Origin of the sequence: Bradyrhizobium sp. KBS0727 (genome assembly GCF_005937885.2) — a bacterium.
Taxonomy (GTDB): domain Bacteria; phylum Pseudomonadota; class Alphaproteobacteria; order Rhizobiales; family Xanthobacteraceae; genus Bradyrhizobium.
Map to the genome: position 1 here is coordinate 1,217,721 of NZ_CP042176.1, position 25,757 is coordinate 1,243,477.

Below are 25,757 nucleotides of genomic sequence, written 5' to 3' on the forward strand. Positions count from 1 at the left end.
ACTGCTTCTAAGCTCCACCCTCGAATCCCACGAAGGTCGTCGCTTCTTCGACCGATTTGCGCTCGGATACTACGGCATTGGCAGGAAAACTGTGATCCGGCCAGCCCAAGGCGATACTTTTCATGATCACCTGATCGTCCGCGATCCCGGCATGCTCGCGCACCACGGGGGATTGCATGATCCCCTGGCTGTTGATCACGGCACCAAGCCCCCGCGCCCAGGCCGCGTTGACAAGCGCGGTAGCCGCGGCACCACAGTCGAAGGCCGTATCGTCACTGGACGCGAGCGCGCGATCATATGTGATGATCACGCACACGGGCGCGTCGAACTGGCGAAAGCCGCGCATGACCCAGTCTTGCCGCCGCTCCTTGTCATCGCGCGCGATTCCCATCGCGCTGAACAACTGCTTGGCAACGCCGATCTGGCGTTCGCGGTGCACCCCCTCGAATGGCTGGCCAATTCGAAACTCGCGCGAGTGCGGCACTCCTGCCAGATTCCGCTGGGTGTTGCCCTGGCGGATGCGATCCAGCGGTGCGCCGGTGATGATATAGAAATTCCAGGGTTGGGTATTCATCGACGATGGCGCGCGCATCGCCAGCGCCAGGATTTCCTTGATCAATTCCTGCGGGACAGGATCGGGCTTGTAACCGCGAATGCTTCGCCGGCCGAGAATGACGTCATCAAACTTCATCTTTGCATTTCCCGAATTGACATGAGGTCTGCGTTCTCCCTCACGGTTTTGGTCATGTCCAGCGTTCCTTACCCTCGCGCAGGATCATATCGGCGCAAACGCCGGCCGACTGGATCACCCCGGTGTAGCCGCCGAACCCTGCATAGGCGGAGGCCAGATAAAATCCCGGAATCGCCGTGCGCGGCGAGCGGAACGGGTTCTGCCGGATCGAGGCCGGCGGGGTCGGCGCAAAGCCGTAGACGGCGCCATCGGGCGCGTTGAGATATTGCCGGACCGACAGCGCGCTGTTGAACGAGGACGCCACCACGGCGTCGCCGAGCCCGGGATAGTGCGAGGAGAGATAGCGAACGATCGCTTCCTGCCAGCGGCCGCGCTTCTCGCGATAGGCGTCCATGTCGGAACTGTCCCAATTCGATAGCAGTCGGGGCCGAGAACCGACAGCACATAAGGCGGCGCCGGCACGCCGGAATCGATCGCCGCATAGTCGACGACCGACATCGGCGGCATGCGTTCGCCGGGCTCTTCGGCCATCAGCGCGGCGCCTTGGGCGTAGTCGGCGAGCCGTTTCATCCAGGGCGGCAGCAGTTGCGTGGAATAGGCGGTGACGCCGAATTCGCGTGGCGGCCGGTTGAGGCCGAGCGTGAGCGCGAACAGCGACATCGAGGGACCCTGCGGTGGCTGGCTCCGCGTCAGTCTCTCCGCGGCATCCGCCGGCATCAATGGCCCGAGCGCGGCAGGCGCGGCATTGCCGACGATCCGCAGGCATTCGACGGTTTTGGGATCGCTGCCGTCCTTGGCGGTGTGGGTGACGGCCTTCGCATCCTCATCCAGCGCGATGCCGCTGACGACGCGCCGCACCAGCACGTCGCCGCCGGCAAGCTTGATGGCGCGGGCCAGCGCGCTCGACAGCCGCTGCGAGCCGCCCTGCACATAACGGCCGCCGCCCTGCAGGTAGCTGCCCTGCGCCAAAGCGAAATAGATCCACCACAGCGTGGTGGGGTCGTCATGGAAATAGGACAGGTTGGCGGCGAGCGCGCATTTGACGGCTTCGTGGTCGCCGAACACCCGGTCGAGCTTCTGCGACAGTGACAGCGGCCAGTCGCCGGTATCCGGAATCAGCTTGAGCAAAGTCTCGCTCGGATCTTCCGGCGCATCCTTGCCTTGCGAGACCGTCGCCGCCGCAGCGACGATCCGTTCCATCTCGCCGAGCAACTGCTCGATGCCTTTGCGCGCCTCCGGAAAGCGCTCGGCGAGAGCCTGCCGCGCCGCCTCGAAATTGTCGGGCATCAGGAACGGCTGGGCAAGCGGACCGCCACGCGCCTGATAGAATGCGCCTGAGGGAACCCAGGTCACCTTGTCGATCACGCCCGCGCGCGTCAGCACGTCGTGCTTGGGGTCGCGGGGATGCTGCGGGTTGCTGGTTTCGTGCAGCGATCCCTCGACAAACAACTCGCCGGATTTGTAGCTCGACGCCGCGCCGCCGACCGAATTGCTGCGTTCGATCACGAGCACCTTGCGGCCCGCCCGCGCCAGGATCGCACCGGCGGTCAGCCCGCCCAGGCCGGCCCCGACAACCACTACATCATAGCGCGCCATTCGAGCTGAAATCCTTGGGAATTCATATGCTTGTCGCGACCGTTCATTGCCGCTCGGGCGCTGCATGTCAAATGCGGGGATTGCATGGGCTTTGTGCGCGGGCGGCTCAGGCCGGCGTTGCCGCATGGCGCGGCAGCGTAAGGATGAACTCGGTAAATCCCCCCGGCTCGGTCTCGACGTCGATCCGGCCGCCATGCTGCTTGACGATGATGTCATGGCTCATGGAAAGCCCGAGCCCGGTGCCTTCGCCGGCCGGCTTGGTGGTGAAGAACGGGTTGAACATCTTCTCCCTGACGTCAGGCAGGATGCCGGTTCCGTTGTCGCGGATGCGGATCTCCACTGACTTGCCGAGGTTCTTGGTAGTCGCGCGCAAGGCGGGTTCAAAGTTCGCGTCTGCGGTCTCGGACTTGCGCCGGGTGGCCGCATAGAAGCCGTTGGTGATCAAGTTGAGCAGCGCCCGGGTAATCTCCTGCGGGTACAACTCGGCCGCGCCGGCATCGGGGGCGAGGTCGCGTATCAGCGTGATATTGAAGGCCGGCTTCTCGGCCCGCGCGCCGTGATAGGCGAGGTTGAGGCTCTCCTCGACCAGGGCGTTGATGTCGGTGGTGCGATGTTCGCCGGAACCCTCGCGCGAATGCAGCAACATGTTCTTGACGATCGAGTCGGCGCGCTTGCCATGCTGCACCACCTTTTCGAGATTGGACTTCAGCATCGCCGTCAATTCATCGACTTCCACGCGCATCTTCTGATCGAGCGGGGCGTGCGCCAGCGTCTCGCCGAGTTCGTCGATCAGTTCGGCCGACAACGCCGAAAAGTTATTGACGAAATTGAGCGGGTTCTTGATCTCGTGGGCGATCCCGGCGGTGAGTTGGCCGAGCGAGGCCAGCTTCTCGGTCTGCACCAGGCGATCCTGGGCCGTGCGAAGCTCTTCGAGCGATGCTGCGAGTTCCTTGCTGCGCGCCTGGGTTTCGTCGAACAATCGCACGTTCTCGACCGCGATCACGGCCTGGTCGGCAAAGGTCTGGACCAGATCGATCTGGCTCTTGCTGAACTGACCGGGTTCAGGCCGCGTCAGTACCAGCACGCCCTCGACCTTGTTGTCCCTCAGCATCGGTACGCCCAGCGTCGCGCGGATCCTGGCCAGCGCGCCGGGAGGCATTTCCATTTCCGGGTCTTCGAGAACGTCGGGAATGATCTCGACCTTCCCCGATGCGATGACGCGCTGGGTTGCCGAGCCGCGGCCCGCCCGCGGCGGATTAGCCGCCCAATATTGCAGAAATTCAGGCGTGGTATGGGAAGCCGCCTTGAGCGGAAACACATCGCCCTCACGCAGGAAAATCGAACCTCGGTTGGCGCCGCTCAACTCGACCGCTGACCTGATCAGCGTTTCCAGAACGGTTTGCAGATCGAATGTCGAGCGGCTGATCACCTTGAGCACGTCGGCGGTCGCGGTCTGCTGTTGCAGGGATTCGCTGAGGTCGCGGGTGCGCGCCTGCACCTCGTTGAACAGCCGCGTATTCTCGATTGCGATCAGGGCCTGATCGCGGAAAGATTCGGCAAGCGCGATCTCGCTCTCACCGAAGATATTTGCCTGCTTTCCAGCCAGCGTGAGCAGGCCGACGCATTCGCCCTCCCGCAACAGCGGCAAATACAGTGCCGAGTTTACGCCGATTGTCTCATGGATACGGCGCTCGTGTTCGGGCAGGTCGATGAGCGACCAGTCCGGCAGATAAAGCGTCTGCTTCGCGACGATGGTACGCGAGGGAAAGTTGGCACTGGGATCGATCGGTTGCTTTATGAGCGCAAGTTCCTCAAACAGGCCCTCCGGCGTGGCCGCTGCCGCAACCCAGTAGGCGGGCGGGTCGCAAAGCATCACCAACGACATGTCGCAGCGTAGCAGCCGCACGGCAGTAAAAACGATAGCTTCGAATACCGGCTGCGTGTCGGTCGGAGACTGACTGATAACGCGAAGGATATCGGAGGTCGCGGCCTGCTGCTCGCGGGCTTCGTTCAGCTCTTTGGTCAGATCGGAGGCAGAACGACGCTTGGACGGGATGGAAGACCGAGCAATGCGGCGCCTGGTCTTGGCGGCCTTGGCTTGGCCGGCCTTTGAGGTGTCGCGGCCCTTTGCCGGACTTGCCTTACGGGGCTTCGCTTTGCGGGCTTTCGCCTTGCTCGCCTTGCCGCCCGTCGTTGAAAGCCGCGCCATTTCCACCCCAGGTCAGAAGGGTATCTTATCGGGTTACGGTATCGTTCTGGAAGGGCCGGAATGGCGGTGGGAGAGCGTCTACTTCCAGACCGACTTGTCGGCGTCCCAGCGCTGCCCCTTGAACTCCTTGGCCAGCGCCACGACCGAACCGTTGTCGTCCTTGGGCTCGCCGCCTTCCTCGTCGCCGGCGGCTTCTTCCGACAGGTTCAGCTTGGGACCCGTGCTTTCATCCGTCGTGGTGATGACAGGGCTCGAAATCCACAGCATCAGCCGGTCGGAAGCGCCCGGTTTGTCCGACGAAACCAGGGCGGTGAGTTCGAGACTCTCAGTCAGGCCGAGCGCGGGATAGGTTTGGCTCGGGCGTTTCAGGGTCAGCTTCAGTTTTCCGGTAGTGGCGTTCCAGTCGGCGCTGGCCGCCTTGGCCGACAACGTCTTGCTCAGCACACCCGATATCGCCGACGCGATCTTGTCCTTGTTGATCTTGTCGCCATCGCGCCATTCGGCGGCGGCAAACCGGATCGTGCGGTCCATCTCGACGGCGCCGCTGGTCCAGCCCACGGCGGTCACGCCCGGCGCCGATTTGGTCTTGGCGATCAGGGCGCTCGCGCGCTCGGGATCGACCGTGAGGTTGATGGTCTGCTCGCCGGCCCGCATCGCGTCGCAGGTGATCGCAAGGCTGCCCAGTCCGATCTCGACGCCTTCGCCCCGGAGGCCCTTGAGGAAATCGAGCGCCGCGTCCAGCTTGACCCGCACGCCGACCGATTCCGGCGAGACCTCGGTAAAATCCTTGGGCTGCGGCGTGATGCCGTCGTCGTTGGTCTGATTGTCGAGAAATTCCCTCTCGCTGAGATCCGAATTATCCGTCGAGGTCACTTCGGTCATGTTGGTGCCGATGGTGATCTGGCCACGAAATTCGAAATTGTCGCCGCTCGGCTTGCGCAGCAGCTTGACCGTCACCGGCAGCTTGTCGCCGGTGGTTTGCGTCGTGCCGGTCAGGTTCTGGCCGTTGACGGTGAGGTTGGCGACGAAGCGGTCCTTGCGATCGGAACCCTTCGCGGCGGGATAGCAGACGTCGAGCACGGCCGCGGTGACGGTCTTGCCCTGGCGGGTCTCCTTCAGCACGACATCGGCGTTGCCGTCCATCAGCCCGTCGATCGACGTGAAATACCGGACCTCGCTGGAGCCCGGCGCGGTCTTGGTGGGGAGTTTCATCTGGGCGAAAGCGAGATCCGGGGAGGCCGTCACCAGACCGAGCAGGCAAAGCAAGAGCGCGCGCATTTGAAATTCCCTGAAACCACAGAATCGGTAGGCTCGTAAGTAGCAAACCCCTCAACCAATGGCCAAAAAAGAAGGCCGCCCGGAGGCGGCCTTCGATCTGATGAACGGCAGGAAGGGTTCAGCGGGCTTAGAAGCCCATGCCGCCCATTCCACCCATGCCACCGCCACCGCCGCCGGGCATCGCCGGAGCCGGCTCCCTCGGCAGTTCGGCGACCATGGCTTCGGTCGTCACCAAGAGGCCGGCCACCGAGGCGGCGTCCTGCAGGGCGGTGCGCACCACCTTGGCCGGGTCGATGATGCCTTTCTCGACCATGTCGACATAGGTCTCGGTCTGCGCGTCGAAGCCGAAGGTCTCGGACTTGTTCTCGAGGATCTTGCCAACCACGATCGAGCCTTCGACGCCGGCATTCTCGGAGATCTGCCGGATCGGGGCTTCCAGCGCCTTCAGCACGATATTGATACCGGCCTGGACGTCGGAGTTATCGTTCTGGATACGGCCGACCGCCTTCTTGGCGCGCAGCAGCGCCACGCCGCCGCCCGGCACGATGCCTTCCTGGACGGCCGCGCGGGTCGCGTTGAGGGCGTCCTCGACGCGATCCTTCTTTTCCTTGACCTCGATCTCGGTCGCGCCGCCGACGCGAATGATCGCGACGCCGCCGGCGAGCTTGGCCAGGCGCTCCTGCAGCTTCTCGCGGTCGTAGTCCGAGGTAGTTTCCTCGATCTGCGCCTTGATCTGCTGGACGCGGGCCTCGATGTCCTTCTTCTTGCCGGCGCCCTTGACGATCGTGGTGTTCTCCTTGTCGATCACCACCTTGCCGGCGCGGCCGAGCATGTCGACGGTGACGCTTTCGAGCTTCATGCCGAGCTCTTCGGAGATCAACTGACCGCCGGTCAGGATCGCGATGTCTTCCAGCATCGCCTTGCGGCGATCACCGAAGCCGGGCGCCTTGACGGCGGCAACCTTGAGGCCGCCCCGCAGGCGGTTGACCACGAGCGTCGCCAGCGCCTCGCCTTCGACGTCCTCGGCGATGATCAACAGCGGACGGCCGGACTGCACCACGGCTTCCAGCACCGGCAGCATCGCCTGCAGGCCGGAGAGCTTCTTCTCGTGCAGCAGTACGTAGACGTCCTCGAGCTCGGCGGTCATCTTCTCGGCATTGGTGACGAAGTAGGGCGAGAGATAGCCGCGGTCGAACTTCATGCCCTCGACGATGTCGACTTCGGTATCGAGCGACTTGTTTTCCTCGACCGTGATGACGCCTTCATTGCCGACCTTCTGCATCGCCTGCGCGATCATCTTGCCGATGGCGGCGTCGCCATTGGCCGAGATGGTGCCCACCTGGGCGACCTCGGAGGAGGCGGCGACCGGCTTGGCGCGCTTCTCGATGTCCTTGGTCACGGCCGCCACCGCGATGTCGATGCCGCGCTTGAGGTCCATCGGGTTCATGCCGGCCGCGACCGACTTGGCGCCCTCGCGCACGATCGCCTGCGCCAGCACGGTTGCCGTCGTGGTGCCGTCGCCGGCAGTGTCGTTAGTCTTGGAGGCGACTTCGCGCAGCATCTGCGCGCCCATGTTCTCGAACTTGTCTTCGAGCTCGATTTCCTTGGCGACGGTGACGCCGTCCTTGGTGATGCGCGGCGCACCGAAGCTCTTGTCGATCACGACGTTGCGGCCCTTCGGGCCGAGCGTCACCTTGACCGCGTTGGCGAGGATATCGACGCCGCGCAGCATGCGATCACGGGCGTCTCCGGAAAATTTAACGTCTTTGGCAGCCATTTGAATTGCTCCTTGAATGAATTGGATACGGTTGCCTGCCGGGCGTCTCTTCCCCTCTCCCCTTGTGGGAGAGGGTGGATCGAATGAGCGTCAGCTCATTCGAGACGGGTGAGGGGTCTGTCTCCGCGGATAGAGACCCCTCATCCGGCGCGCTTTGCGCGCCACCTTCTCCCACAAGGGGAGAAGGGAAGAAGCGACGAGCCGTGCGCGGCGGCTATTGAATGCAATTAGCTCAGCACGCCCATGATGTCCGACTCCTTCATGATCAGGAGTTCGTCGCCATCGAGCTTGACTTCGGTGCCCGACCATTTGCCGAACAGCACGCGGTCGCCGATCTTGAGGTCGATCGGGATCAGCTTGCCGGCCTCGTCGCGACCGCCGGGGCCGACCGCGGTGACTTCGCCCTGCGAGGGCTTTTCCTTGGCGCTGTCGGGAATGATGATGCCGCCCTTGGTCTTCGCTTCGGCATCGATACGCTTGACCACGACGCGGTCATGCAGCGGGCGGAATTTGGATTTGGACATGAGGTTTCCTCTTTAATTCCTATGGGAGGCTCGGTTTCAGGTCTGGTTGCCATCGAAAATGGCTGGGAATGCCGGCTGTTCGAACCCATCCCGGGCGGGACGGCAGGTCCCCTTAGCAATCGTTGCATTTGAGTGCTAATTGAGGCCCGGGGAATATGACTTGGCGTGGTTCCTGTCAAGCAAGCGTGCCCAAGGGGAGCCAAAGGGAAGGCCAAGGCCTAAAAAAGGTTAAGGCCTTGGTGAGGCCAATATAGGATGCTCGTTGAGAAACCAAATCGGAACGGTGGCGTAACTAAATGGGCGTCATTGCTCCGGCAGGCGTTTTGCGGTTGGCTGCGGGATGGGCGGCTAAGGAATTGGTCGGGGGAATGCAATGATCAGCTCAGATAATGCGCGTACGGTTGCCAATCTGGCGATCGCTTCGGCGCTGACGGTTTTCCTCGCGGGGTGCGGCAGCATGAGCCTGCCGTCGCTGTCGTCGAGTTCATCGCCCGAGCCGGTCGAGCCCGGGGTAGCCCCCGAAATGCCGGCCTCGATCCGCGCCGACGAGATCGTCGGCCGCTGGGGCCTCGCCTCGTTCCAGAATCCGGCGGACCGCGCCAGGACCGAAGCCGCGGCGAGGGGACAGTGCAAGCAGCCTTACGTGATCAGCGCCGGGCAGTCCGGCGGTGTGGTCATGCATCTGGCCGACCAGGCGACGCCGCAGGAGCTGCGCCTCAAGGGCAGCCCGAGCGGCAAGAACTATATCGGCCCGCCCGGACCCACCCCCGGCGAACAGGACCGCGAGATCGTGTCGTTCGACGGCCGGGTGCTGGTCACGCGCTTCGTCGACAAGGACGCCGCAGTCCGTTACGGCAACATGGTCTATGTGCGCTGCGCCCCGCGGGCGTGAGCTGAGATTTCATTTACGATAGGCCGTCATTCCGGGGCGATGCGAAGCATCGAACTACGATGCGCGAGTGCGCATCTGAGAATATCGAGATTCCGGGTCTGGTGCTAGCGCACCATCCCGGAATGACGGAGCCAAATAAGAAACAAAAAAAACGCCGGCATCGCTGCCGGCGTTTTTCGTTGCGGATGCCGTCGCCTTGTGTCGCCAGGCGGCGGGAGCAAAATCTCAATCGAACAGGGCGTCGATGTCGTCCTGCGAGGCGTGGCCGACGTCGCCGTCGAGCTTCGGGCCGTTGAGTAGCTTGGCGTCGCCTTCGCGGGTATCGACGATCGGCGTGGCGTGGGCCTTGATCGCGTCGACGCCACCCCAGATGTCCATCATCGCGTTGATGTGATTTTCGATGAACTTCATCGTCGTCATCACCTTGTTGATGCGCTGGCCGGTGAGATCCTGGAAATTGCAGGCCTCGAAGATCGAGATCACGCGTTCCTGGATATCCTCGGCGAGCAACTTCTGCTGGTCCGGCGAGATGTTCTTCGACAGCGCGCTGGCGGCCTGGTCGATCGCCTCGGTGGCTTCGAGAATCTGCTGGGTGGCTTGTTCGGTGCCGCCGACGACGGCGCCGAGTTCGCCATTGACCTTGGCCATTTCCGCGCCGTCGTGACTCTTGCCGTGCAGCACGGCGATTTCGCGCTTGGTGCGGTTGATGGCGTCGTGAATGAGGTCGAGCTCGACCTTGAGCTTTTCGCACTGTTCGATCTGGGCGCGATAGGTTTCCAGAAGCGTATGCGCCTCCGCGACTTCGCGCGCGACGCTGGCTTCCGCGGTTTCGGTCACTGCCGCGCGGTGGTGACCGCCGCCGGCGGCCATCTGGGCGCGGATCGAGCGCAGCTCGGACATGATCTCGCGATGCATCGGGCCGATGTCGCCGCCTTCGGCGACCACGGACACGGGCGCGTCGCCCATAATGGCTTGTTCGATACGAAAACGTTTGCGACTAACCGACATGAGTTTTTTCCCACCCCTTCACTTCCGGTGTTTTAGACCGAGGCGATTTAACGTCAGGTTCACGCGGGAACATGCCGCGGCGCGCTTTGCGAACGCGCAAACCACCGATTAACCATGAAGGGTCCGCGTTCACCCAAAATAAACGCTACCGGACAAATCAGCGCCTGGTCGACGACGTGGTGAATCGAAACGCCGTCTGCGTTTACCAAACCGATTAGGTTTTCGTTTGTATTGATTGCGTGCAACGGCGCCGTGCAGGCGCTGCCCCGCAGTAACAGTGACGAAACAGTAACGAGTACGTCGATGTCAAAAATCTCCCTTGCGCTCCTCGCGAGTGTGTCTTGCCTTTGCTTCGCCGACCAGGCCGCAGCAATTGACGCTTCGCCATTTGCTGGACCCTCCGTCATTTATGCCCGCGAGCCCGCGCAGCCGGCGCCGGTGCGCACCGCCTCCGCCGATCGCAGCCAGATGGGCGGCGGCTTCATCGAATTCCTGTTCGGCGATGCGCCGCAGGGCGGCCGTTACCAGCAGCAGCCGATGTATCAACAGCAGCCGGATAGCGGATATGGCCGGCGTTCGCTGCTGCCGCCGATGGATCCGCAGCAGTCGATGATCCGTCAGCAGGAAGAGGCGGCCGAACCCGCGCAGCGGCCGTTCGATCCGAAATACGAAAAGCAGATGGTCGAGTATCACGGCAAGGAAAGCGCCGGCACCATCGTCGTCGACACGCCGAACAAGTTTCTGTTCCTGGTGCAGGGCGACGGCAAGGCGATGCGCTACGGCATCGGCGTCGGCCGTCCCGGCTTCACCTGGTCGGGCGTCAAGACGATCTCCGCCAAGAAGGAATGGCCGGCCTGGACGCCGCCGCCGGAAATGCTGGCGCGGCGCCCCGATCTGCCGCGGCACATGGAAGGCGGCCCGCAAAATCCGCTGGGTGCGCGCGCGATGTATCTGGGATCGTCGCTGTATCGCATCCACGGCTCCAACGAGCCCTGGACCATCGGCACCAACGTGTCCTCCGGCTGCATCCGGATGCGCAACGAGGACGTGATCGATCTCTACGGCCGCGTCGGCGTCGGCGCCAGGGTCGTCGTGATCTAACATAGCGTTTTCGAGCGAAGCATGCCCCCGGACTTGATCCGGGGGTGGATCCGGTTCGCGTCAAGAAAGCGCGTCAAAAAAAGAATTCACCTGGAATCAAAACGGCCGCCCGATCGGGCGGCCGTTTCTCGTGTCAGGTCTGCGGTTGCTCAGGCGAAATCGCTGTCGCCGTCGTCGCCGCCGTCTCCGCCGTCGTCATCGAAGCCGTCGGAGTCGTGATCCGTGTCGTCGTTCGACGCCTGGTCGAACAGTCCGGCGCGCGAACCGTAATTGTCGTCGGCGCGCTGGCCCGAGGATGAACCCGAAGAAGAATTGATGTCGTTGATCCCGGCGTCACGCGCCAGATCGCTGCTCGATTGATCGCCCCACGGCTTCTGGTTGCCGCCGCCGCCAAGGCCGGATGAATCGGCGAACGACTGCTGGTGACCGCCGCCGCCCATCATCGAGCGAATGCTGCCGAGCAGCAGCGATCCGCCGACCACGCCGGCCGCGGCCGCCGCTGCGGTTCCGAGAAACGAGCCGCCACCACCGACCGCCGGCTGCTGGGCGCCATAGGGCTGGCCGTAGGCCGGCTGACCGTATTGCTGTCCATACTGTTGTCCCGGCGCCTGGCTCTGCTGCATCACCTGGCCGCTGTTCCAGACCGGACGGCCGCCGCCGATGTCGGGTGCGCGGACGTGCGGCACCGAGCCCGAACCTTGCGGCTGGCTCTGCCCGAAGATCGCGTCGCGCATCGAATCGAGGAAACCGCCGGATTGGTTCGGCTGGCCGGTTTGCGCGGCCTCCAGTTCCTGGATGCGGTCATGGGCGCGCTTCAGCGCCTCGTCCTGCACGAGAGTGGTCTGCACCAGCGCATAGATCGCATTGGGTGCGATGCGCAGGCCCTGCATGATCGCGGACATGGCCTCGGGATCGCGCGGCGCGGTCTCGAGCTTGGCGAGCCGGTCGAAAAGATCGTCAATCAGTTGGCGTTCTTGCGGTGTCATGGCCTTCTCCCTCGCGTCGAATGGGTATCGAGCGCGGGGAAGATGTAGGCGGGAGTTTGCGTCGCAAGTAGTGCCGGGGCGAATTAAATTTTGGTATGCGACATCTCGACCGGCTGGTTTTCGTGAACCTTTTCAGGCCAGTGTTACATTATTCGCGGCAAGCAGCGGCGGGAACCGGTCGCCGGCGAGAAAGGCGTGTTCGGCTTCGCGCTGGGTGGTCAGCGGATCGAGGCTGGCAAGCGTCTCGTCGACAAAACCGGGATGACACATCACCAGGCCGTCTTCCGGCAAGCCGTCGAGGAACTGCCGCATCAGCGCGCCGAAATCAGGCTCTGTCGAGAAATCATAGGCGCCGGCAAAGGCCGGGTTGAACGCCAGTCCGGCGCGCGTCGCCCGCTTGCGGAACTGCGAACTCAGGACGTCGAGCACCAGTGCCTTCGGCGCGCCGAGCCGTTTCGCCAGCGGTTGAAGGCGTCCGCCCTGGCGTACCCAGGCGCCGGGGGCGGCTTCCTTCACCGCACGCAGAAAGGCGTCGCGCGCTTGCGGAAACAATTGCGCATGCTGATGGCCGTCAACGAAATCCGGCGCACGGCCGAACAGATCCTTGAAGGTGGCGAGTTGCACCATCAGCTCACCATAGATCATCTCGACATCGAGCCGCCGCAACAGGCCGGCGCGCAACAGTTTCGGAAAGGCTGGGAACATGCCGCCATCGGTGGGGCGGAAATGCATCGTCAGCGGGCGGAACGGCGCCGTCAGCGTCGCGTGCAGGCCGATCGCGCAGCGCGGGCTTTTCGCGGCGACTTCCTGCAAGGCCTTGACCTCGTCGCGGCCGATGGCGGGGCCCACCACCATCACCGATGTCGCATTGAGACGGCCGCGGCCGATGAGTTCGCGAATGGCGCGGTTGACGCCCTCGGCGAGGCCGTAATCGTCGGCGCACAGCCAGATCCGGCGCGGCGGCGCGGCGTCGTTCATTCGGCGGCGGTCCGCGTGGTGGTGGTCTGCTCAGTGGTGTTGGCGGCCGTTTCGCTCGAGGCGTGCTTCTCGGAATGCTCGGCGACGAAGTAGATCGGCCGCGCTTTCAGTTCCGACAGGATCTTGCCGATATATTCGCCGACGATGCCGATCATGATCAGCTGCACGCCGCCGATCGTCATCAGGCCGATCACCAGCGAGGGATAGCCGGGCACCTGCTTGCCGGTCGTCCAGACTTCCCAGAGAATGGAAAGACCGAACATGAAGGCGCCGGCGGCGAGCAGCACGCCGAACAGGCTGGCGAAGCGGAGTGGCGCCACCGAGAACGAGGTCAGGCCTTCGATCGATAGGCCGATCAGCCGGCCCGGGCTGAAGGTGGTGACGCCATGCGCGCGCGGCGCCGGTTCGTAGTCGACGCGGACCTGGCGGAAGCCGATCCAGCTGGCGAGACCTTTAAAGAAACGGTTGCGCTCGGGAAGCTGCTTCAGCGCCCGGGCGGCGCGCGGCGACAGCAGACGGAAGTCGCCGGCGTCCTCGGGGATCTTCTGCCGCGCGCCCCAGTTGATCAGCGCGTAGAAGCTGTGCACCGCCTGGCGGCGCAGGAACGATTCATTGTCGCGATGCGCCTTCGCGGTATAGACCACGTCGTAGCCGTCATCGATCCAGTGCGCGACGAGCTTTTCGACCAGATCAGGCGGATGCTGGCCGTCGCCGTCCATGAACAACACCGCGCCGCGGCGGGCATGGTCCAGTCCGGCCATCAAGGCGGCTTCCTTGCCGAAATTGCGCGATAGCGACACCACCTGGACGTCGAGCGCCTCGGCCTTGAGGGTGCGCGCGATCGACAGCGTCGCATCGGCGCTGCCGTCGTCGACATAGACCACTTCGCAGCCGAGCTCGTAACGCGCGTGAAGCGTCTTCGCGAGCCCAATCAGCCGCTCGTGCAGCGCAGCAAGGCCGGCGGCCTCGTTATAGACGGGCACGACGATCGACAGCCCCTGCGCCGCGGCATTGGCCGCGGTGGTGGACAATCCAGAGACGTCGGTACCCAGCATCATCGTGTCAGTTCCAAGCTTGCTCATCGCCAACATATGGCAATCGCCGCGCCTTGTCGCTACGGGCGCAGGAACCGGCCGTACGTCCCTGTCACCGCAAGAACGCCTCGAGCCGGGCGAACAGCGGGTTTTCGCGGTCGAGCACGTAATCGAGCGAGGCCACCGAAACCGTGTCGGCGCCGTGCCCGCGCAGGAAACTGCCGAGCGCGTAGATCTGCATCGGCGGGCAGTGCAGCGTCAGCATGCCGGACGAGGTCGGGCCGCCGAACGGGGCGACGACGCCGAAGCGGTTATGGGCTTCGGCCAGCAGTGCATCGTTGCAGCCGGCGAAACGGGTCCGCACTTCGCGATATTTGCTGGCGCGGGCGCGGGCGGCGATGTGATCCAGGATCACCCGCGCGGTCTCCCTGGCCGCGCTCGACCAGTCGGCGTCCCTGGAGGCGACCAGGTTGGCCTGGCTGCGCAGGATCACGCCGTCGTCGAGCACCTTGAGCCCGTTGGCGGCAAGCGTCGCGCCGGTGGTGGTGATATCGACGATCATCTCGGCGGTGCCGACCGCCGGCGCGCCTTCGGTGGCGCCGGCGCTCTCGATGATGCGGTAATCGACCACGCCATGGGCGGCGAAGAAGTTGCGGGTCAGGTTGATGTACTTGGTCGCGACCCGCATCCGCCGGTTATGCTGGGCGCGAAAGCCGGTCGTAACATCGTCAAGGTCGGCCATGGTGCGGACGTCGATCCAGGCCTGCGGCACCGCGACCACGACATTGGCGCTGCCGAAACCGAGGCCGTCGATCAGCAGCACGCGCTGGTCGGCATCGGCAATGCTCTCGCGCAACAGGTCTTCGCCGGTGACGCCGAGATGCACCATGCCGCGCGCCAGCTGCGAGGCGATCTCGCTGGCCGAAAGGTAGGCGATCTCGACATTGTCGAGGCCCGTGATGGTGCCGCGGTAATCGCGCGCGCCGCCGGGCTTGGCGAGGACAAGTCCTGCGCGGGCGAAGAAGGCTTCGGCGTTTTCCTGCAGGCGGCCCTTGGAGGGCACGGCCAGAACGAACGGCGCGGTCATGCGACGCTTCCTTGCGCGAGAGGTTTGCCGAGTTGCGTCAGGGCCTCGATCCAGACCGAAAATCCGACCGCGGGAATGGGTGTCGCGGCGCCGAGCTGGGTCATCAGCCCGTCATAGCGCCCGCCGGCCACCAGCGGCTCGACGTCGCTGCCTTTAGCGTGCAATTCGAATTCGAAGCCGGTGTAGTAGTCGAGGCCGCGTCCGAACGAAGTCGAGAAGCGGGTCATCGACGTGTCGATGCCGCGGGCGGCCATGAAGCCGACGCGGCTTTCGAGCTGATCGATCGCTGCCGTCAGATCGAGCTTGGCATCATCAGCCAGCGCGCGCAGTTGCGCTACCGATTGATCCGGATCGCCTGCGATGGCGAGGAAGCGCTTGATGATGCCGAGCGCATCGCGCGGCAAGGCGCCGCCCTTCAGCGTCGACTGTTCGAGGAAGCGGTCGGCGATTTCGGCAACCGAGCGGCCGCCGACATTGGTGGTGCCGGCGATCGACATCAGGTCGGTCACCAGCGCCAGTGCCGCCTTGCGGTCGGAGCCGGCAAGTGCTGCGAGTACGCCCTCATATTCGTTGCGGCCAAGTGCTGTCGCGAGCGTCAGCCGCTCGATGTCCTGGGTCAGGCTGAGCTTGCGGTTGAAATCCTTGATCAGCCGTCGCCGCCAGACCGGGTAAAGGTTGAGCGCATCGATCAGCGCGGTGAACAAGGCGACATCGCCGGTGCGGACTTCGACATCCTTCAATCCGAACGCGGCGGTGGCTTCCAGCGCCAGCGCCAGCATTTCGGCGTCGGCGGCCGCGCGGTCCTGCCGTCCGAAGGATTCGATGCCGGCCTGCAGGAATTCGCTCGGCTGGCCGCCGCGATAGCGGAACACCGGCCCGAGATAGCTGAAACCGGCCGGCTGGCCGGCGCGGCCGGAGGCGAGATAGTCGCGCGCCACCGGAATGGTCAGGTCGGGCCGCAGGCAGAGTTCCTCGCCGCTGGCATCGGTGGTCAGGTAAAGGCTCTTGCGGATGTCCTCGCCGGAAAGGTCGAGAAACGGCTCGGCCGGCTGCAAGATTGCGGGCTCAGCCTGGACGTAGCCGGCTTGCGCAAACGACAATAGCAGCGCGTCCGCCCAGGCGGCGGACCCGGCAGCCCCTCGGGCGGCGGCGGTTACGGTCATCTCAACGTCCAAATATCCGGAAAATCCGGGTTTCACGGGGTGAAAGGGCAGATTCTAGGGCTCTCGGCGGAGGCCTTAGCATGGCCCGCGCGGGGTTTCGACAGGGATTGGGCAAGTCACTTAATGGGGCGCTTAAGGTGCCGTAACGGGTCAGGCCGGACCCGGCGATCCCGGCCCGGCCCAGTCGCCCAGCGCCGTCTGCACCAGCGCCAAGGCGGCGACCCCGGCAGTATCCGCGCGCAGGATCCGGGGCCCCAGCGACAGCCGCAGGATGTTGGGCTGCCGCAGCAGCAGCGTGCGCTCTTCCGCGGCAAAGCCGCCCTCGGGCCCAATCAAAATATCGATGCCGTCGGCCGCCGCCGCCTGTTGCAGCGCCTGCACCGGATTGGCTGATACGGCGGCCTCGTCGCAGAACACCAGCAGGCGTGAAGGTCGGCGCTGGCCGAGATAGCGGTCGAGCGGCACCGGCTCGGCCACTTCGGCGAGGCTCAGGATGCCGCATTGCTCGGCCGCCTCGATCACATTGGCGCGCATCCGCTCGCCGTTGACCCGGGAGACCTGGGTGTGGCGGGTCAGCACTGGCTGCAGGGTCGAGGCCCCCATTTCGACCGCCTTCTGGACCATGTAGTCGAGCCTGGCGTGCTTGAGCGGTGCGAACACATAGGCGATGTCGGGCAGGCGGTCCTGCGGCCGCGTCGGCGTCACGATCACCAGGGCGTCCGGTCGCTTGCGGCCGGCAATCTGCGCCTGCCATTCGCCGTCACGGCCGTTGAAGACCAGGATCGTGTCGCCGGCGGCAAGCCGCAGCACATTGCCAAGGTAATTGCTCTGGTTCCGCTCCAGCGCGACCGTTTGCCCCACCTTCAGAGGGGCATCGACGAACAGGCGCGGGGCGCTAAAATCGAAATCAGGCATTTGTGATCATCCAATCGGAGCGTCTTTTAACCGAAACGACCGAATCAGGGGCAAATATTGGCCTCCGATGTGGCCCTACGCCGTGCTGTTGCCCAATTCGACGGGTTGTTAAGGGCATCCAGCAATCGTAAAAAGCCGTCATCTGAAATCGTGCTTCGATCGGAACACGAAAGGCCCCGCTGGCCCTTGCCGGAGAAACACTCTTGATGATCCGCCGCCTCATTGTGCCGTTGACCGTGGCCGCCGTGACCATCTACGCCGGTCACGCCTTCGCGCAGGGCGCATTTCCGGCCCCGCTTCCCAACGGCCAAATGGCGCCGCCTGCCGCTTCGGCGCCGGCGAATGACTCGGCCTTCACCAGAGGCGCTGCACCGGTCGCGGGTCCTGGCTTCGGTGGCGCCGGACCGCAGCCGCCCTCGGGCGGGCCGGCCAGCGCCGACGCCTGCATGAAGGGCTTTGTTCCCTTGCGCGAAGAAGCAGAGAAACGCGGCAAGCTGATCAAGGCTGCCAGTGACCGCCATGCCCCGCCGGACGAGGCCTGCAAGCTGATCCGCAATTTCGGCGCGTCCGAAACCAAGATGATCAAGTATATCGAAGCCAATTCGGCGAAATGCGGAATTCCGCCGCAGATCGGCGACCAGCTCAAGCAAGGCCACGCCAACACCGAGAAGATGCAGAACCAGGTCTGCAACGTGGCGCAGCAGGCGGCCAGCCAGCGGCCGGCCGGCCCCAGCCTCAGCGACGTGCTGGGCACTTCGGCGGCGCTGCCCGAGGCGCAGACCGTGAAGAAGGGCGGCAGCACCTTCGACACCTTGAACGGCAACGTTCTGACGCGATGACCCGTATCAGATGAGCGACGCCAGCGCCCGCGTTGCCGATGCGACCGGCAACTGGGTCGATACGCGCGCGCCGTCCTGGTCGCGGCCTTATCTGCGGCTCGCCCGTTTCGACCGCCCGATCGGATCCTGGCTGCTGTTGATGCCGTGCTGGTGGTCGGCGGCGCTCGCCGCCGGCGTCGCGCGCGACATCAGCCAGTTGGCGTTCGTGGTCCTGCTGTTCTTGATCGGTGCCTTCGTGATGCGCGGCGCCGGCTGCACCTGGAACGACATCACCGATCGCGACCTCGACGCCAGGGTCGAGCGGACGCGGTCGCGGCCGATCCCGGCAGGCCAGGTGAGCGTGGCGCAGGCCTTTGCCTTTCTGGTGCAGCAGGCCCTGATCGGGCTCGCCGTGCTGCTGCAGTTCAACCGCTTCGCGATCATGACCGGGATCGCGTCGCTGGTCATTGTCGCGGTCTATCCGTTCATGAAGCGCATCACCTGGTGGCCGCAGGTCGTGCTGGGCCTGGCGTTCTCCTGGGGCGCGCTGATGGGCTTTGCCGTCACGCTGGGGCGGATCGACCTCACCGCGCTGGTTCTCTATGCCGGCTCGATCGCCTGGGTGATCGGTTACGACACCATCTACGCGCATCAGGACGCCGAGGACGACGCGCTGATCGGCATCAAGTCCACCGCGCTTCTGTTCGGCGCCCGCACCCATCGCGCGCTGATCGTGTTCTACGCGCTCGCGGTGTTGCTGATCGGTGTGGCGCTATCGCTGGCCGGCGCGCGATGGCCGGCATGGATCGGATTGATGGCGTTCGCGGTCCACCTGGGCTGGCAGATCCGAAGGCTCGATATCGGCGATCCCGCGCTGTGCCTGCGCGTTTTCAAATCCAACCGCGATGCCGGGCTGTTGCTGTTCGCGGGCCTGCTGGTGGATGCGGTGATGCGGGCCGGGGCGTGATTGTGTCGCTGCGGGTGGGATCGTACCCCTCCGATTGCTCCGAAAGAAGCGTCGGATGACGCGGAGTCTGTCATCGGGTGTACGTAGGCGCCGCCGGTGCCTGGCCGGGCGTGGACTCATTGGCGCGCAATCCGCCAATGTTCTGAATCTGCTTCCGCTGTTGGCGGCGGCATAGCGGACATGGCCGGATTTGCTGCTGCGGCGCCCGTGTAGCGAATGACTCGGAGCAGACATTCGCTCTAGCCGCACGGCTGACCTCTGTGCTTTGATGCTGAGTATCGACCCTAGGGAGCTGTTTGACCCGGGCCCTTTGTTTTAGCTCCTGGTTGTTGCTATGCGACGACATTGCCTTGCTTCCTAAAAACTTTAGCTCACATCGAATTGGGGGGACACCATGAAACTCGTCAAGAAATCATGCATTGCGCTCGTCGCCACGGTCCTTTCGGTCTCCGCATTTGCCGAGCAGCCGAAGCCTATTAGCCGTCCCGATCAACTTGGATTCGCAGCCGATCGCCTCGAACGTGTGACGAGCGCATTTAAGGGCTATGTCGAAAGTGGTCAGATTCCGGGTGCGGTTGTGCTGATCGCGCGAAAGGACAAGGTCGCCTATTTTCGGGCGTTCGGGTTTCGGGACCGCGAGCAGAAGATCGCGATGACCCCAGATTCGATTTTCCGCATTGCGTCCATGACCAAGCCGATCACCAGTATTGGCGCTATGATGCTGGCAGAAGAAGGCAAGCTCGATATCGGCGCTCCCGTTTCACAATATCTGCCGGAATTTAAGGATCTGCAGGTTCGTGTCGAACAGGTCGATCCTGCCACCGGCAAGAAGGAAACGGTCATGCAGCCTCAGATGCGGCCGATGACGGTTCAAGACCTTCTTCGCCACACTGCCGGGCTTGTCTATCCACCCCCCATTGGCAATGGCCCAGTCTCGGACGCCTATCGGGACGCAAACGTTCTCGATCGCAATACAACGCTGGCCGAGATGGTGACGAAGATCTCCAAACTTCCCCTTGCCAACCAACCGGGCGAGGTCTGGGAATATAGCGCTGCGGTCGATGTCCTTGGCCGGGTCATCGAAGTTGTTTCCGGAATGGACCTGGACCGCTTCCTCGAAGAGCGCGTTACTAAACCGCTAGGCATGTCCTCAACAGGCTTTTATGTGCGTGAGGCCGATCGTGACCGGCTCGCACAGCCGCAGATTGATCCGGCGACCGGAAAACGTCCTCCCATGTTCGACGCCACCCAAAAGCCGAAGTTGTTCTCTGGCGGTGGTGGTGGTGTTTCTACCGCATCCGACTACCTGCTTTTTTGCGAGATGTTGATGCATGGTGGCAAGCTCGGCACCACGCGCCTGCTTTCGCAGTCCACGATCAACTTGATGACGTCTAATGCGTTGAAGCCGGGGATCGGATACTCAGCCACCCAGTCGCAGCGATTTGGAGATATCTTGCCAGCACCGGCGATGGGACAAGGATTTGGATTCGGTTTCGCAGTGCGCACTGAAACTGGACAAAATCCACTGCCTGGAACGGTCGGATCATTCTATTGGACAGGAGCCTATGGAACGACATTCTTTGTCGATCCAAAGCAGAAGCTGGTCATCATAATGATGATTCAAGTTCCCAGCCCTGCAAATTCCTTCTACCGCCGTGCAGTTCGATACCTCGCTTATCAGGCGCTCACCCCCCTCAACTGACGCGATCTTAATTGTAGATAATAGCCAGCCGCTTATCGATCAGCGGCTGGCCAGCTTTTACTTCCGTTCTTGGCACCAACTGGACCTCTAGCATTGTCCGCTATTCAGTCGCTAACGGGCGTAGACCGGACATGGCGTGGAGAAGCCAATTCAGTCGAAACTGACCCGGAACGGACTTAGGATCGCTCGGGCCGCTTAACCCCAATCGCAAACCAGACGCTGCTGCTCGTAGGGAGTAATCCTGATGCTCGGATTTCGAGACCGCCTGATCTGACTATCTTATTGATCGAACGGACGGCTTGAAGCCTGGAGCCACTGGTTTCTGATGATGGGAAACCTGTCCCGCATTGGTGTACTGACCATATGGTTGATTGGCGCGTCCCCACTCGCCGCCGAGCCATTTGGCGTCGCCACGGTTCCAGCAGCACCAGACAGCCGGATTTCTGCGATCTGGCGCGACCTGCAGGCGGCCATGCGCGCGGATGAGCAGATCATCGTTGTATGCCGTGCCAATCCGGAGTGCGGCTCTCCCGCGGCCCTTCGGTTCATCGCGATAGTCGATGAGGCGCGTCGGTATCAAGGGCGCGCGCTGCTCGGCCACATCAACCGCGCCGTTAACCTCGCGATCCCGACGACGCGCGACGATGTGTCATGGCAGTCGCCTCTAAAAGCTTTGGCGTCGTCCGGCGACTGCAAGAGCTATGCGGTGACGAAATATGCGGCCCTCGGTGCCGCTGGCATTGCGCCGGAGGACCGACGATTAGTGATCGTTTGGGACAACGCGCGCCCGCAGGAAACCCATCTAGTCGTAGTGGTGCGCGTTGCACGGCGATGGCTAATCCTTGATAGCCGAACTCTGACGTTGGCCGACAGCAACGACCAACAAGCCTACCAACCGTTACATTCGTTCGACCATTCCGGAGTGCGGGATTTCCCGCCGTTGGCCCCGGCGGTGCGCCGCGTGCGGCTCTAAGAACCCAAACCACAACAATAGTCCGGAGTACGGCTGCCGGAGATGGTCCAATCTGCGAGCAGGGATCGAATGAAGCTTCTGTTTGCTGCGCTGCATGAGTCTCTTGTTGGCACATAGCGTCGTTTCGCTGCATTGCGGAACTTGGTCCGCTATCGGGGCGTAACGGACCCCGGCGCGCGGTCAGCGCGACGAATTTCTGGGTTCACCGCTTAATCCTGCGACCCGCTTTGTCTTCCGCGCATGCCTTGATTCCCTTGCGCTCGCAACGACAAATGCCTGCGACAAAACAACACGACGGGCAAATCACCAAAAGTCTGTCCAGCCCTTCGCGCAAAAATATTCCGCTGGCGCCGTCGGGCAAATCAGTTGTTCAACTTCGGCCGTCTACCGCGACAAGAGGGGCGATCGCGATCGTCACGACCGTGCGGTGGGATGCGATGGACGCTGATGCTGCGACTGACGAGCGTGGCAAAAGCGTACGGTGAAGTCGTGTGGACCTGATGCCGCGACGCTGGCGTCAAGTTCGTGGAGCAATCCGCGTAATGACGGTGACAATAAAGCCCGTTCACCGGGGTGAGCACGAAGTAAGCCGTAAAGCCGTTGCGTGGGGGAGGCCGGTGTGTTCACCGCTGAACCTGTATGCTCGTGGGCGCACTCTTCTGTGCATCATGCTCGCGAGACCGCGGGTGCAGCGCGCACCCGGTCTTCCCCGCGCCCTCTGTTCTCAAAGAGGGCAAACGAAATGCAAAACTTCGGGCGCTATGCGCCGCGAGAACGAGAGCGCATGTCTCACAACGTCATTGCGAGCGCAGCGAAGCAATCTATTCTTTCTTTGTGCGGCGATGTGGATTGCTTCGCTGCGCTCGCAATGACGTGGAGGGGGCGGTGCCAAATTATCGAAACCGTAGGGTGGGCAAAGCGAAGCGTGCCCACCATTTCGAACGGTGTGGTGCAGACGGTGGGCACGGCGTGAAGAACGCCTTTGCCCACCCTACAAGATCAAACTCAATCCCGCGCGATGATCTCGCGCTCGCCTTCGTGAAGGTTCGCCGGGTTGAGCAGATCGCCGGCGCGGCGGCGGACCAGAAATTTCGGGCGGCGGGCGCGGATGGTGTTGTGACGGCGGCGGCGGGTGGCGGGTTCGCGCACCTTGTCTTCCGGCAATTGCGGAAGCGCGAAGATCTCGCTCCAGGTCTGCCAGGCGGATGCGATTTCGTCGGCGTCGGAACTGACGAGAAGCGGAATCGAAAGCGAGGGGTCGCGATGCACCAGGATCAACGCTTGCGCGTCGTCGAGGCCGCGCAAACCGACGCCGAGGAAATCGCGGACGCTGATGTTGACCGCCATCCGCATGCCGTGGACGGCACGACGCAGCACGACGCGTTCGCGATGAAGTTCGATCTTCCGCACGCCGCCGTCTGCGCGGGTATCATGCGCATCGAACGAGAGCGGAAGGGAAAGAGGGTCGAGCCGCAGTGCACGGCTCGACCCGGCGGGATTGATCCCGCTTGTTGCTGTTTGACGCCTCACGGCTCTATCTCCCCGCCGGGATTATGTTCCCGGTCGATAGGTGAGACCTTAGCGGACGCGTTTCCGTTTCGGCTTAAAAAGGCTGGTTAACCCATGGTCACCTGCCGCGCATCTCTCCGCATGATTGACAAGACCTTGGCTCACATGATTGACGAGACCTTGCTTGGATGCCGAAATTGTCTGGCATTTGACACCGCAAGATGCTTGAAATCCCTGTGAATCAGCCACATCTGGTGGGTCTGCCGGTTAGCGTTCCAGTTCTCTTCAATGTCAGGGATTTTGTTTGTGAACTCTTCACCATCCACGGATCAGCCGCTTTCCAGACCCGCCGCGAATTCCGACCTGTTCGATCAATCCGCACTTTCGACGCTGGCGCAGCGCCTGGTCGAGGCGGCAAAGCGCGCCGGCGCCGACGCTGCCGATGCGGTCGCGGTGCGCGGCGTATCGCAGGGCGTCGAGGTGCGTGACGGGCGCGTCGAGGAATCCGAGCGCTCGGAAGGCGACGATGTCGGACTGCGCGTGCTGGTCGGGCAACGCCAGGCGGTGGTCTCGACCAACGACGTCTCCGGCGATGGCGTCGCCAAATTGGCCGAGCGCGCGGTCGCGATGGCGCGCGTGGCGCCCGACGATAAATTCGTCGGCCTCGCCGACCCGTCGCTGCTGGCGCGCGAGTTCGCCGATCTCGATCTGCTCGACCGCAAGGTTCCGACCACGGCCGAACTGGAGCGCCGCGCCTGCGAAGCCGAAGCGGCGGCGCTGGCGGTCAAGGGCGTGACGAGGTCCGGCGGCGCCTCGGCCTCGAGCGGCATCGGCGGCATGGTGCTGGTGACCTCGACCGGTTTCCACGGCTCCTACCTGCGTTCGAGCCAGGGCATCTCGATGACCGCGATCTCCGGTGAGGGCACCGGCATGGAGCGCGACTACGATTTTACGTCGGCGCCGCATGCGTCCGACCTCGCCTCGCCCGAAAGCGTCGGCCGCAAGGCCGGCGAGCGCACCGTGGCGCGCGCCAATCCGCGCAAGGTCGAGACCTGCAAGGTGCCCGTCGTGTTCGATCCGCGGGTATCGGGATCGCTGGTCGGCCATCTCGTCGGCGCCATCAACGGCGCCTCGATCGCGCGCAAGACCAGCTTCCTGAAGGACCGGCTCGGCGAGCAGCTGTTCTCGAGGGACATCCGCATCATCGACGACCCCCTAAGAGTGCGCGGATTGCGTTCGCAGACCTTCGACGCCGAGGGCGTCGCCGTGAAGCAGCACGCGCTGATCGACGAGGGCGTGCTGACGACATGGCTGCTGGATTCCGCGACCGCGCGGGAACTCGGCATGGTCACGACCGGACACGCCCATCGCGGCGTCTCGTCCTCGCCGTCGCCGGGATCGTATAATCTGCACCTGGAAGCCGGCCACGTGACCCCGAAGGAGCTGATCTCGGATATCAAGCAGGGCTTCTACGTCACCGACCTGATCGGTTCCGGCGTCAACGGCGTGACCGGCGATTACAGCCGCGGCGCGTCCGGCTTCTGGATCGAGAACGGCGAGATCACCTATGCCGTCAGCGAGGTGACGATCGCGGGCCATCTGCTGCCGATGTTCAAATCGCTGGTCGCCGCCAGCGACCTGGAATTCCGCTACGGCGTCAATGCGCCGACGCTGCGCATCGAGGGCTTGACGCTTGGCGGACGCTGACACGGCCGAAAAGATCACAACGCGCGACGCCGCGCTGCTGACGGAGACGGTGCGGGAAGCCGGCGCGCTGGCGCTGTCGATGTTTCGCACCGAACTGAAGAACTGGATCAAGGGCGCCTCGTCGCCGGTCTCGGAAGCCGATATCGCCGTCAACGATCTCGTCGAGCAAAGGCTGCGTTCGGCGACGCCGGATTATGGCTGGTTGTCGGAGGAGAGCGCCGACGACGACACGCGGCTGGGCAAGCCGCTGGTCTGGATCGTCGATCCGATCGACGGCACCCGGGCTTACCTCGCCGGCCGCGAGGACTGGTGCGTCAGCGTGGCGCTGGTGGCCGGTGCGGCGCCGGTGCTGGCCGCGGTGTTCGCGCCGGTCACGGACGAATTCTTCTTCGCGGTGCGCGGGCAGGGGGCGACGCTGAACCGGCGGCAGGTCTCAGCCTCGTCGGGCACCGGCCTCGATTTTTCCCGGATGGCCGGTCCCAAGCCGCTGGTGCAGCGGCTCAGTCCGTCCTCCGACGAAATCACGTTGTTCCCGCGAATCGGATCGCTGGCGCTGCGGCTATGCCGGGTCGCCGACGGCAGCCTCGATGCCGCTTTTGCAGGCGGTCAGAGCCGCGACTGGGACCTTGCCGCGGCCAATTTGATCGTGCAGGAAGCGAATGGTAGAATGACCGCGCTCTCGGGGGATGCGATTGAGTACAATCGCCGGGAGGTGGCGCATGGGGTGCTGGTAGCAGCGGGACGCGATCGTCATGCACGCATTGTCGAGCATTTTCGAAGCCGTCCACTGCCCTGAACCCGTAAAGCTACGTGCTGAAAATCCCTCGCTACACGTCACTCAT

Annotated in this window: 21 protein-coding genes and 1 pseudogene; 8 read left to right on the forward strand and 14 right to left on the reverse strand. The window is 63.6% G+C overall.

The features are described from left to right. Positions 1-7: 7 nt before the first annotated feature. The 6 genes and pseudogenes from FFI89_RS05720 to groES all read right to left on the reverse strand — a co-directional run bounded on the left by FFI89_RS05720 (position 8) and on the right by groES (position 8,075). On the reverse strand, positions 8-691 hold the full coding sequence (locus FFI89_RS05720; protein ID WP_138833698.1) for a nitroreductase: 684 nt from the start codon (positions 689-691) through the stop codon (positions 8-10). Positions 692-743: 52 nt separating this feature from the next. Next, a pseudogene (locus FFI89_RS05725) lies at positions 744-2,287 on the reverse strand (phytoene desaturase family protein). A gap of 106 nt (positions 2,288-2,393) precedes the next feature. Next, a complete protein-coding gene (locus FFI89_RS05730; RefSeq protein ID WP_138833700.1) occupies positions 2,394-4,496 on the reverse strand; it encodes a sensor histidine kinase in 2,103 nt (700 codons plus the stop codon). 78 nt (positions 4,497-4,574) lie between these two features. Next, positions 4,575-5,774: a hypothetical protein gene (locus FFI89_RS05735; RefSeq protein ID WP_138833701.1), complete on the reverse strand. Its 1,200-nt coding sequence runs from the start codon at positions 5,772-5,774 to the stop codon at positions 4,575-4,577. A 127-nt stretch (positions 5,775-5,901) separates the two neighbouring features. Next, positions 5,902-7,551 (reverse strand): chaperonin GroEL, encoded by a 1,650-nt coding sequence (groL, locus tag FFI89_RS05740; protein WP_138833703.1) that lies wholly within the window; start codon positions 7,549-7,551, stop codon positions 5,902-5,904. A 227-nt stretch (positions 7,552-7,778) separates the two neighbouring features. Further along, a complete protein-coding gene (gene groES, locus FFI89_RS05745) occupies positions 7,779-8,075 on the reverse strand; it encodes a co-chaperone GroES (protein WP_138833705.1) in 297 nt (98 codons plus the stop codon). A gap of 373 nt (positions 8,076-8,448) precedes the next feature. Here groES and FFI89_RS05750 point away from each other — a divergent pair, with 373 nt between their 5' ends. Next, complete coding sequence (locus FFI89_RS05750) at positions 8,449-8,967, forward strand: hypothetical protein (protein ID WP_138833707.1); 519 nt, start codon at positions 8,449-8,451, stop codon at positions 8,965-8,967. A 225-nt stretch (positions 8,968-9,192) separates the two neighbouring features. On the opposite strand, the gene FFI89_RS05755 is transcribed toward FFI89_RS05750, so the two are convergent. After that, complete coding sequence (locus tag FFI89_RS05755; RefSeq protein ID WP_138833708.1) at positions 9,193-9,975, reverse strand: protein phosphatase CheZ; 783 nt, start codon at positions 9,973-9,975, stop codon at positions 9,193-9,195. 303 nt (positions 9,976-10,278) lie between these two features. On the opposite strand from FFI89_RS05755, the gene FFI89_RS05760 reads away from it, so the two are divergent. Beyond that, positions 10,279-11,076: a L,D-transpeptidase gene (locus FFI89_RS05760; protein ID WP_138833710.1), complete on the forward strand. Its 798-nt coding sequence runs from the start codon at positions 10,279-10,281 to the stop codon at positions 11,074-11,076. Positions 11,077-11,225: 149 nt separating this feature from the next. Here the strand turns inward: FFI89_RS05760 and FFI89_RS05765 are convergent, their stop codons facing one another. From FFI89_RS05765 to FFI89_RS05790, 6 genes are all read right to left on the reverse strand, one after another. Next, complete coding sequence (locus tag FFI89_RS05765) at positions 11,226-12,062, reverse strand: DUF2076 domain-containing protein (RefSeq protein WP_138833712.1); 837 nt, start codon at positions 12,060-12,062, stop codon at positions 11,226-11,228. A 132-nt stretch (positions 12,063-12,194) separates the two neighbouring features. Continuing rightward, the gene (locus FFI89_RS05770) at positions 12,195-13,040 is read right to left on the reverse strand and encodes a ChbG/HpnK family deacetylase (protein WP_138833714.1); all 846 of its coding nucleotides are present in this window, start codon (positions 13,038-13,040) and stop codon (positions 12,195-12,197) included. Then, the gene (locus tag FFI89_RS05775) at positions 13,037-14,098 is read right to left on the reverse strand and encodes a glycosyltransferase family 2 protein (RefSeq protein ID WP_138833716.1); all 1,062 of its coding nucleotides are present in this window, start codon (positions 14,096-14,098) and stop codon (positions 13,037-13,039) included. Before FFI89_RS05775 ends, FFI89_RS05770 begins: the two co-directional genes overlap by 4 nt. Positions 14,099-14,186: 88 nt before the next feature. Next, positions 14,187-15,161 (reverse strand): ATP phosphoribosyltransferase, encoded by a 975-nt coding sequence (hisG, locus tag FFI89_RS05780; protein ID WP_138833718.1) that lies wholly within the window; start codon positions 15,159-15,161, stop codon positions 14,187-14,189. Next, complete coding sequence (locus tag FFI89_RS05785) at positions 15,158-16,324, reverse strand: ATP phosphoribosyltransferase regulatory subunit (protein WP_138833720.1); 1,167 nt, start codon at positions 16,322-16,324, stop codon at positions 15,158-15,160. The genes hisG and FFI89_RS05785 overlap by 4 nt, the downstream gene beginning before the upstream one ends. A gap of 150 nt (positions 16,325-16,474) precedes the next feature. After that, the gene (locus tag FFI89_RS05790) at positions 16,475-17,239 is read right to left on the reverse strand and encodes a 16S rRNA (uracil(1498)-N(3))-methyltransferase (RefSeq protein ID WP_138833722.1); all 765 of its coding nucleotides are present in this window, start codon (positions 17,237-17,239) and stop codon (positions 16,475-16,477) included. 206 nt (positions 17,240-17,445) lie between these two features. Here FFI89_RS05790 and FFI89_RS05795 point away from each other — a divergent pair, with 206 nt between their 5' ends. From FFI89_RS05795 to FFI89_RS05810, 4 genes are all read left to right on the forward strand, one after another. Further along, positions 17,446-18,078 carry a hypothetical protein gene (locus FFI89_RS05795; RefSeq protein WP_138833724.1) on the forward strand — a complete coding sequence of 211 codons (633 nt, stop codon included), beginning with the start codon at positions 17,446-17,448 and terminating at the stop codon, positions 18,076-18,078. 10 nt (positions 18,079-18,088) lie between these two features. Beyond that, the gene (gene ubiA, locus FFI89_RS05800; protein ID WP_138833726.1) at positions 18,089-19,024 is read left to right on the forward strand and encodes a 4-hydroxybenzoate octaprenyltransferase; all 936 of its coding nucleotides are present in this window, start codon (positions 18,089-18,091) and stop codon (positions 19,022-19,024) included. Between the two features lie 394 nt (positions 19,025-19,418). After that, the gene (locus tag FFI89_RS05805; protein WP_138833728.1) at positions 19,419-20,726 is read left to right on the forward strand and encodes a serine hydrolase; all 1,308 of its coding nucleotides are present in this window, start codon (positions 19,419-19,421) and stop codon (positions 20,724-20,726) included. 325 nt (positions 20,727-21,051) lie between these two features. Beyond that, complete coding sequence (locus tag FFI89_RS05810; protein WP_138833730.1) at positions 21,052-21,699, forward strand: transglutaminase-like cysteine peptidase; 648 nt, start codon at positions 21,052-21,054, stop codon at positions 21,697-21,699. Positions 21,700-22,704: 1,005 nt separating this feature from the next. Here FFI89_RS05810 and FFI89_RS05815 read toward each other — a convergent pair. Continuing rightward, positions 22,705-23,229 carry a DUF6101 family protein gene (locus FFI89_RS05815; RefSeq protein ID WP_138833732.1) on the reverse strand — a complete coding sequence of 175 codons (525 nt, stop codon included), beginning with the start codon at positions 23,227-23,229 and terminating at the stop codon, positions 22,705-22,707. Positions 23,230-23,514: 285 nt separating this feature from the next. On the opposite strand from FFI89_RS05815, the gene FFI89_RS05820 reads away from it, so the two are divergent. Both FFI89_RS05820 and FFI89_RS05825 read left to right on the forward strand, forming a co-directional pair. Next, positions 23,515-24,915 carry a TldD/PmbA family protein gene (locus tag FFI89_RS05820; protein ID WP_168212795.1) on the forward strand — a complete coding sequence of 467 codons (1,401 nt, stop codon included), beginning with the start codon at positions 23,515-23,517 and terminating at the stop codon, positions 24,913-24,915. Further along, positions 24,902-25,711, forward strand: a complete 810-nt coding sequence (locus FFI89_RS05825) for an inositol monophosphatase (protein ID WP_138833735.1) — start codon at positions 24,902-24,904, stop codon at positions 25,709-25,711. The genes FFI89_RS05820 and FFI89_RS05825 overlap by 14 nt, the downstream gene beginning before the upstream one ends. Positions 25,712-25,757 lie beyond the last annotated feature (46 nt).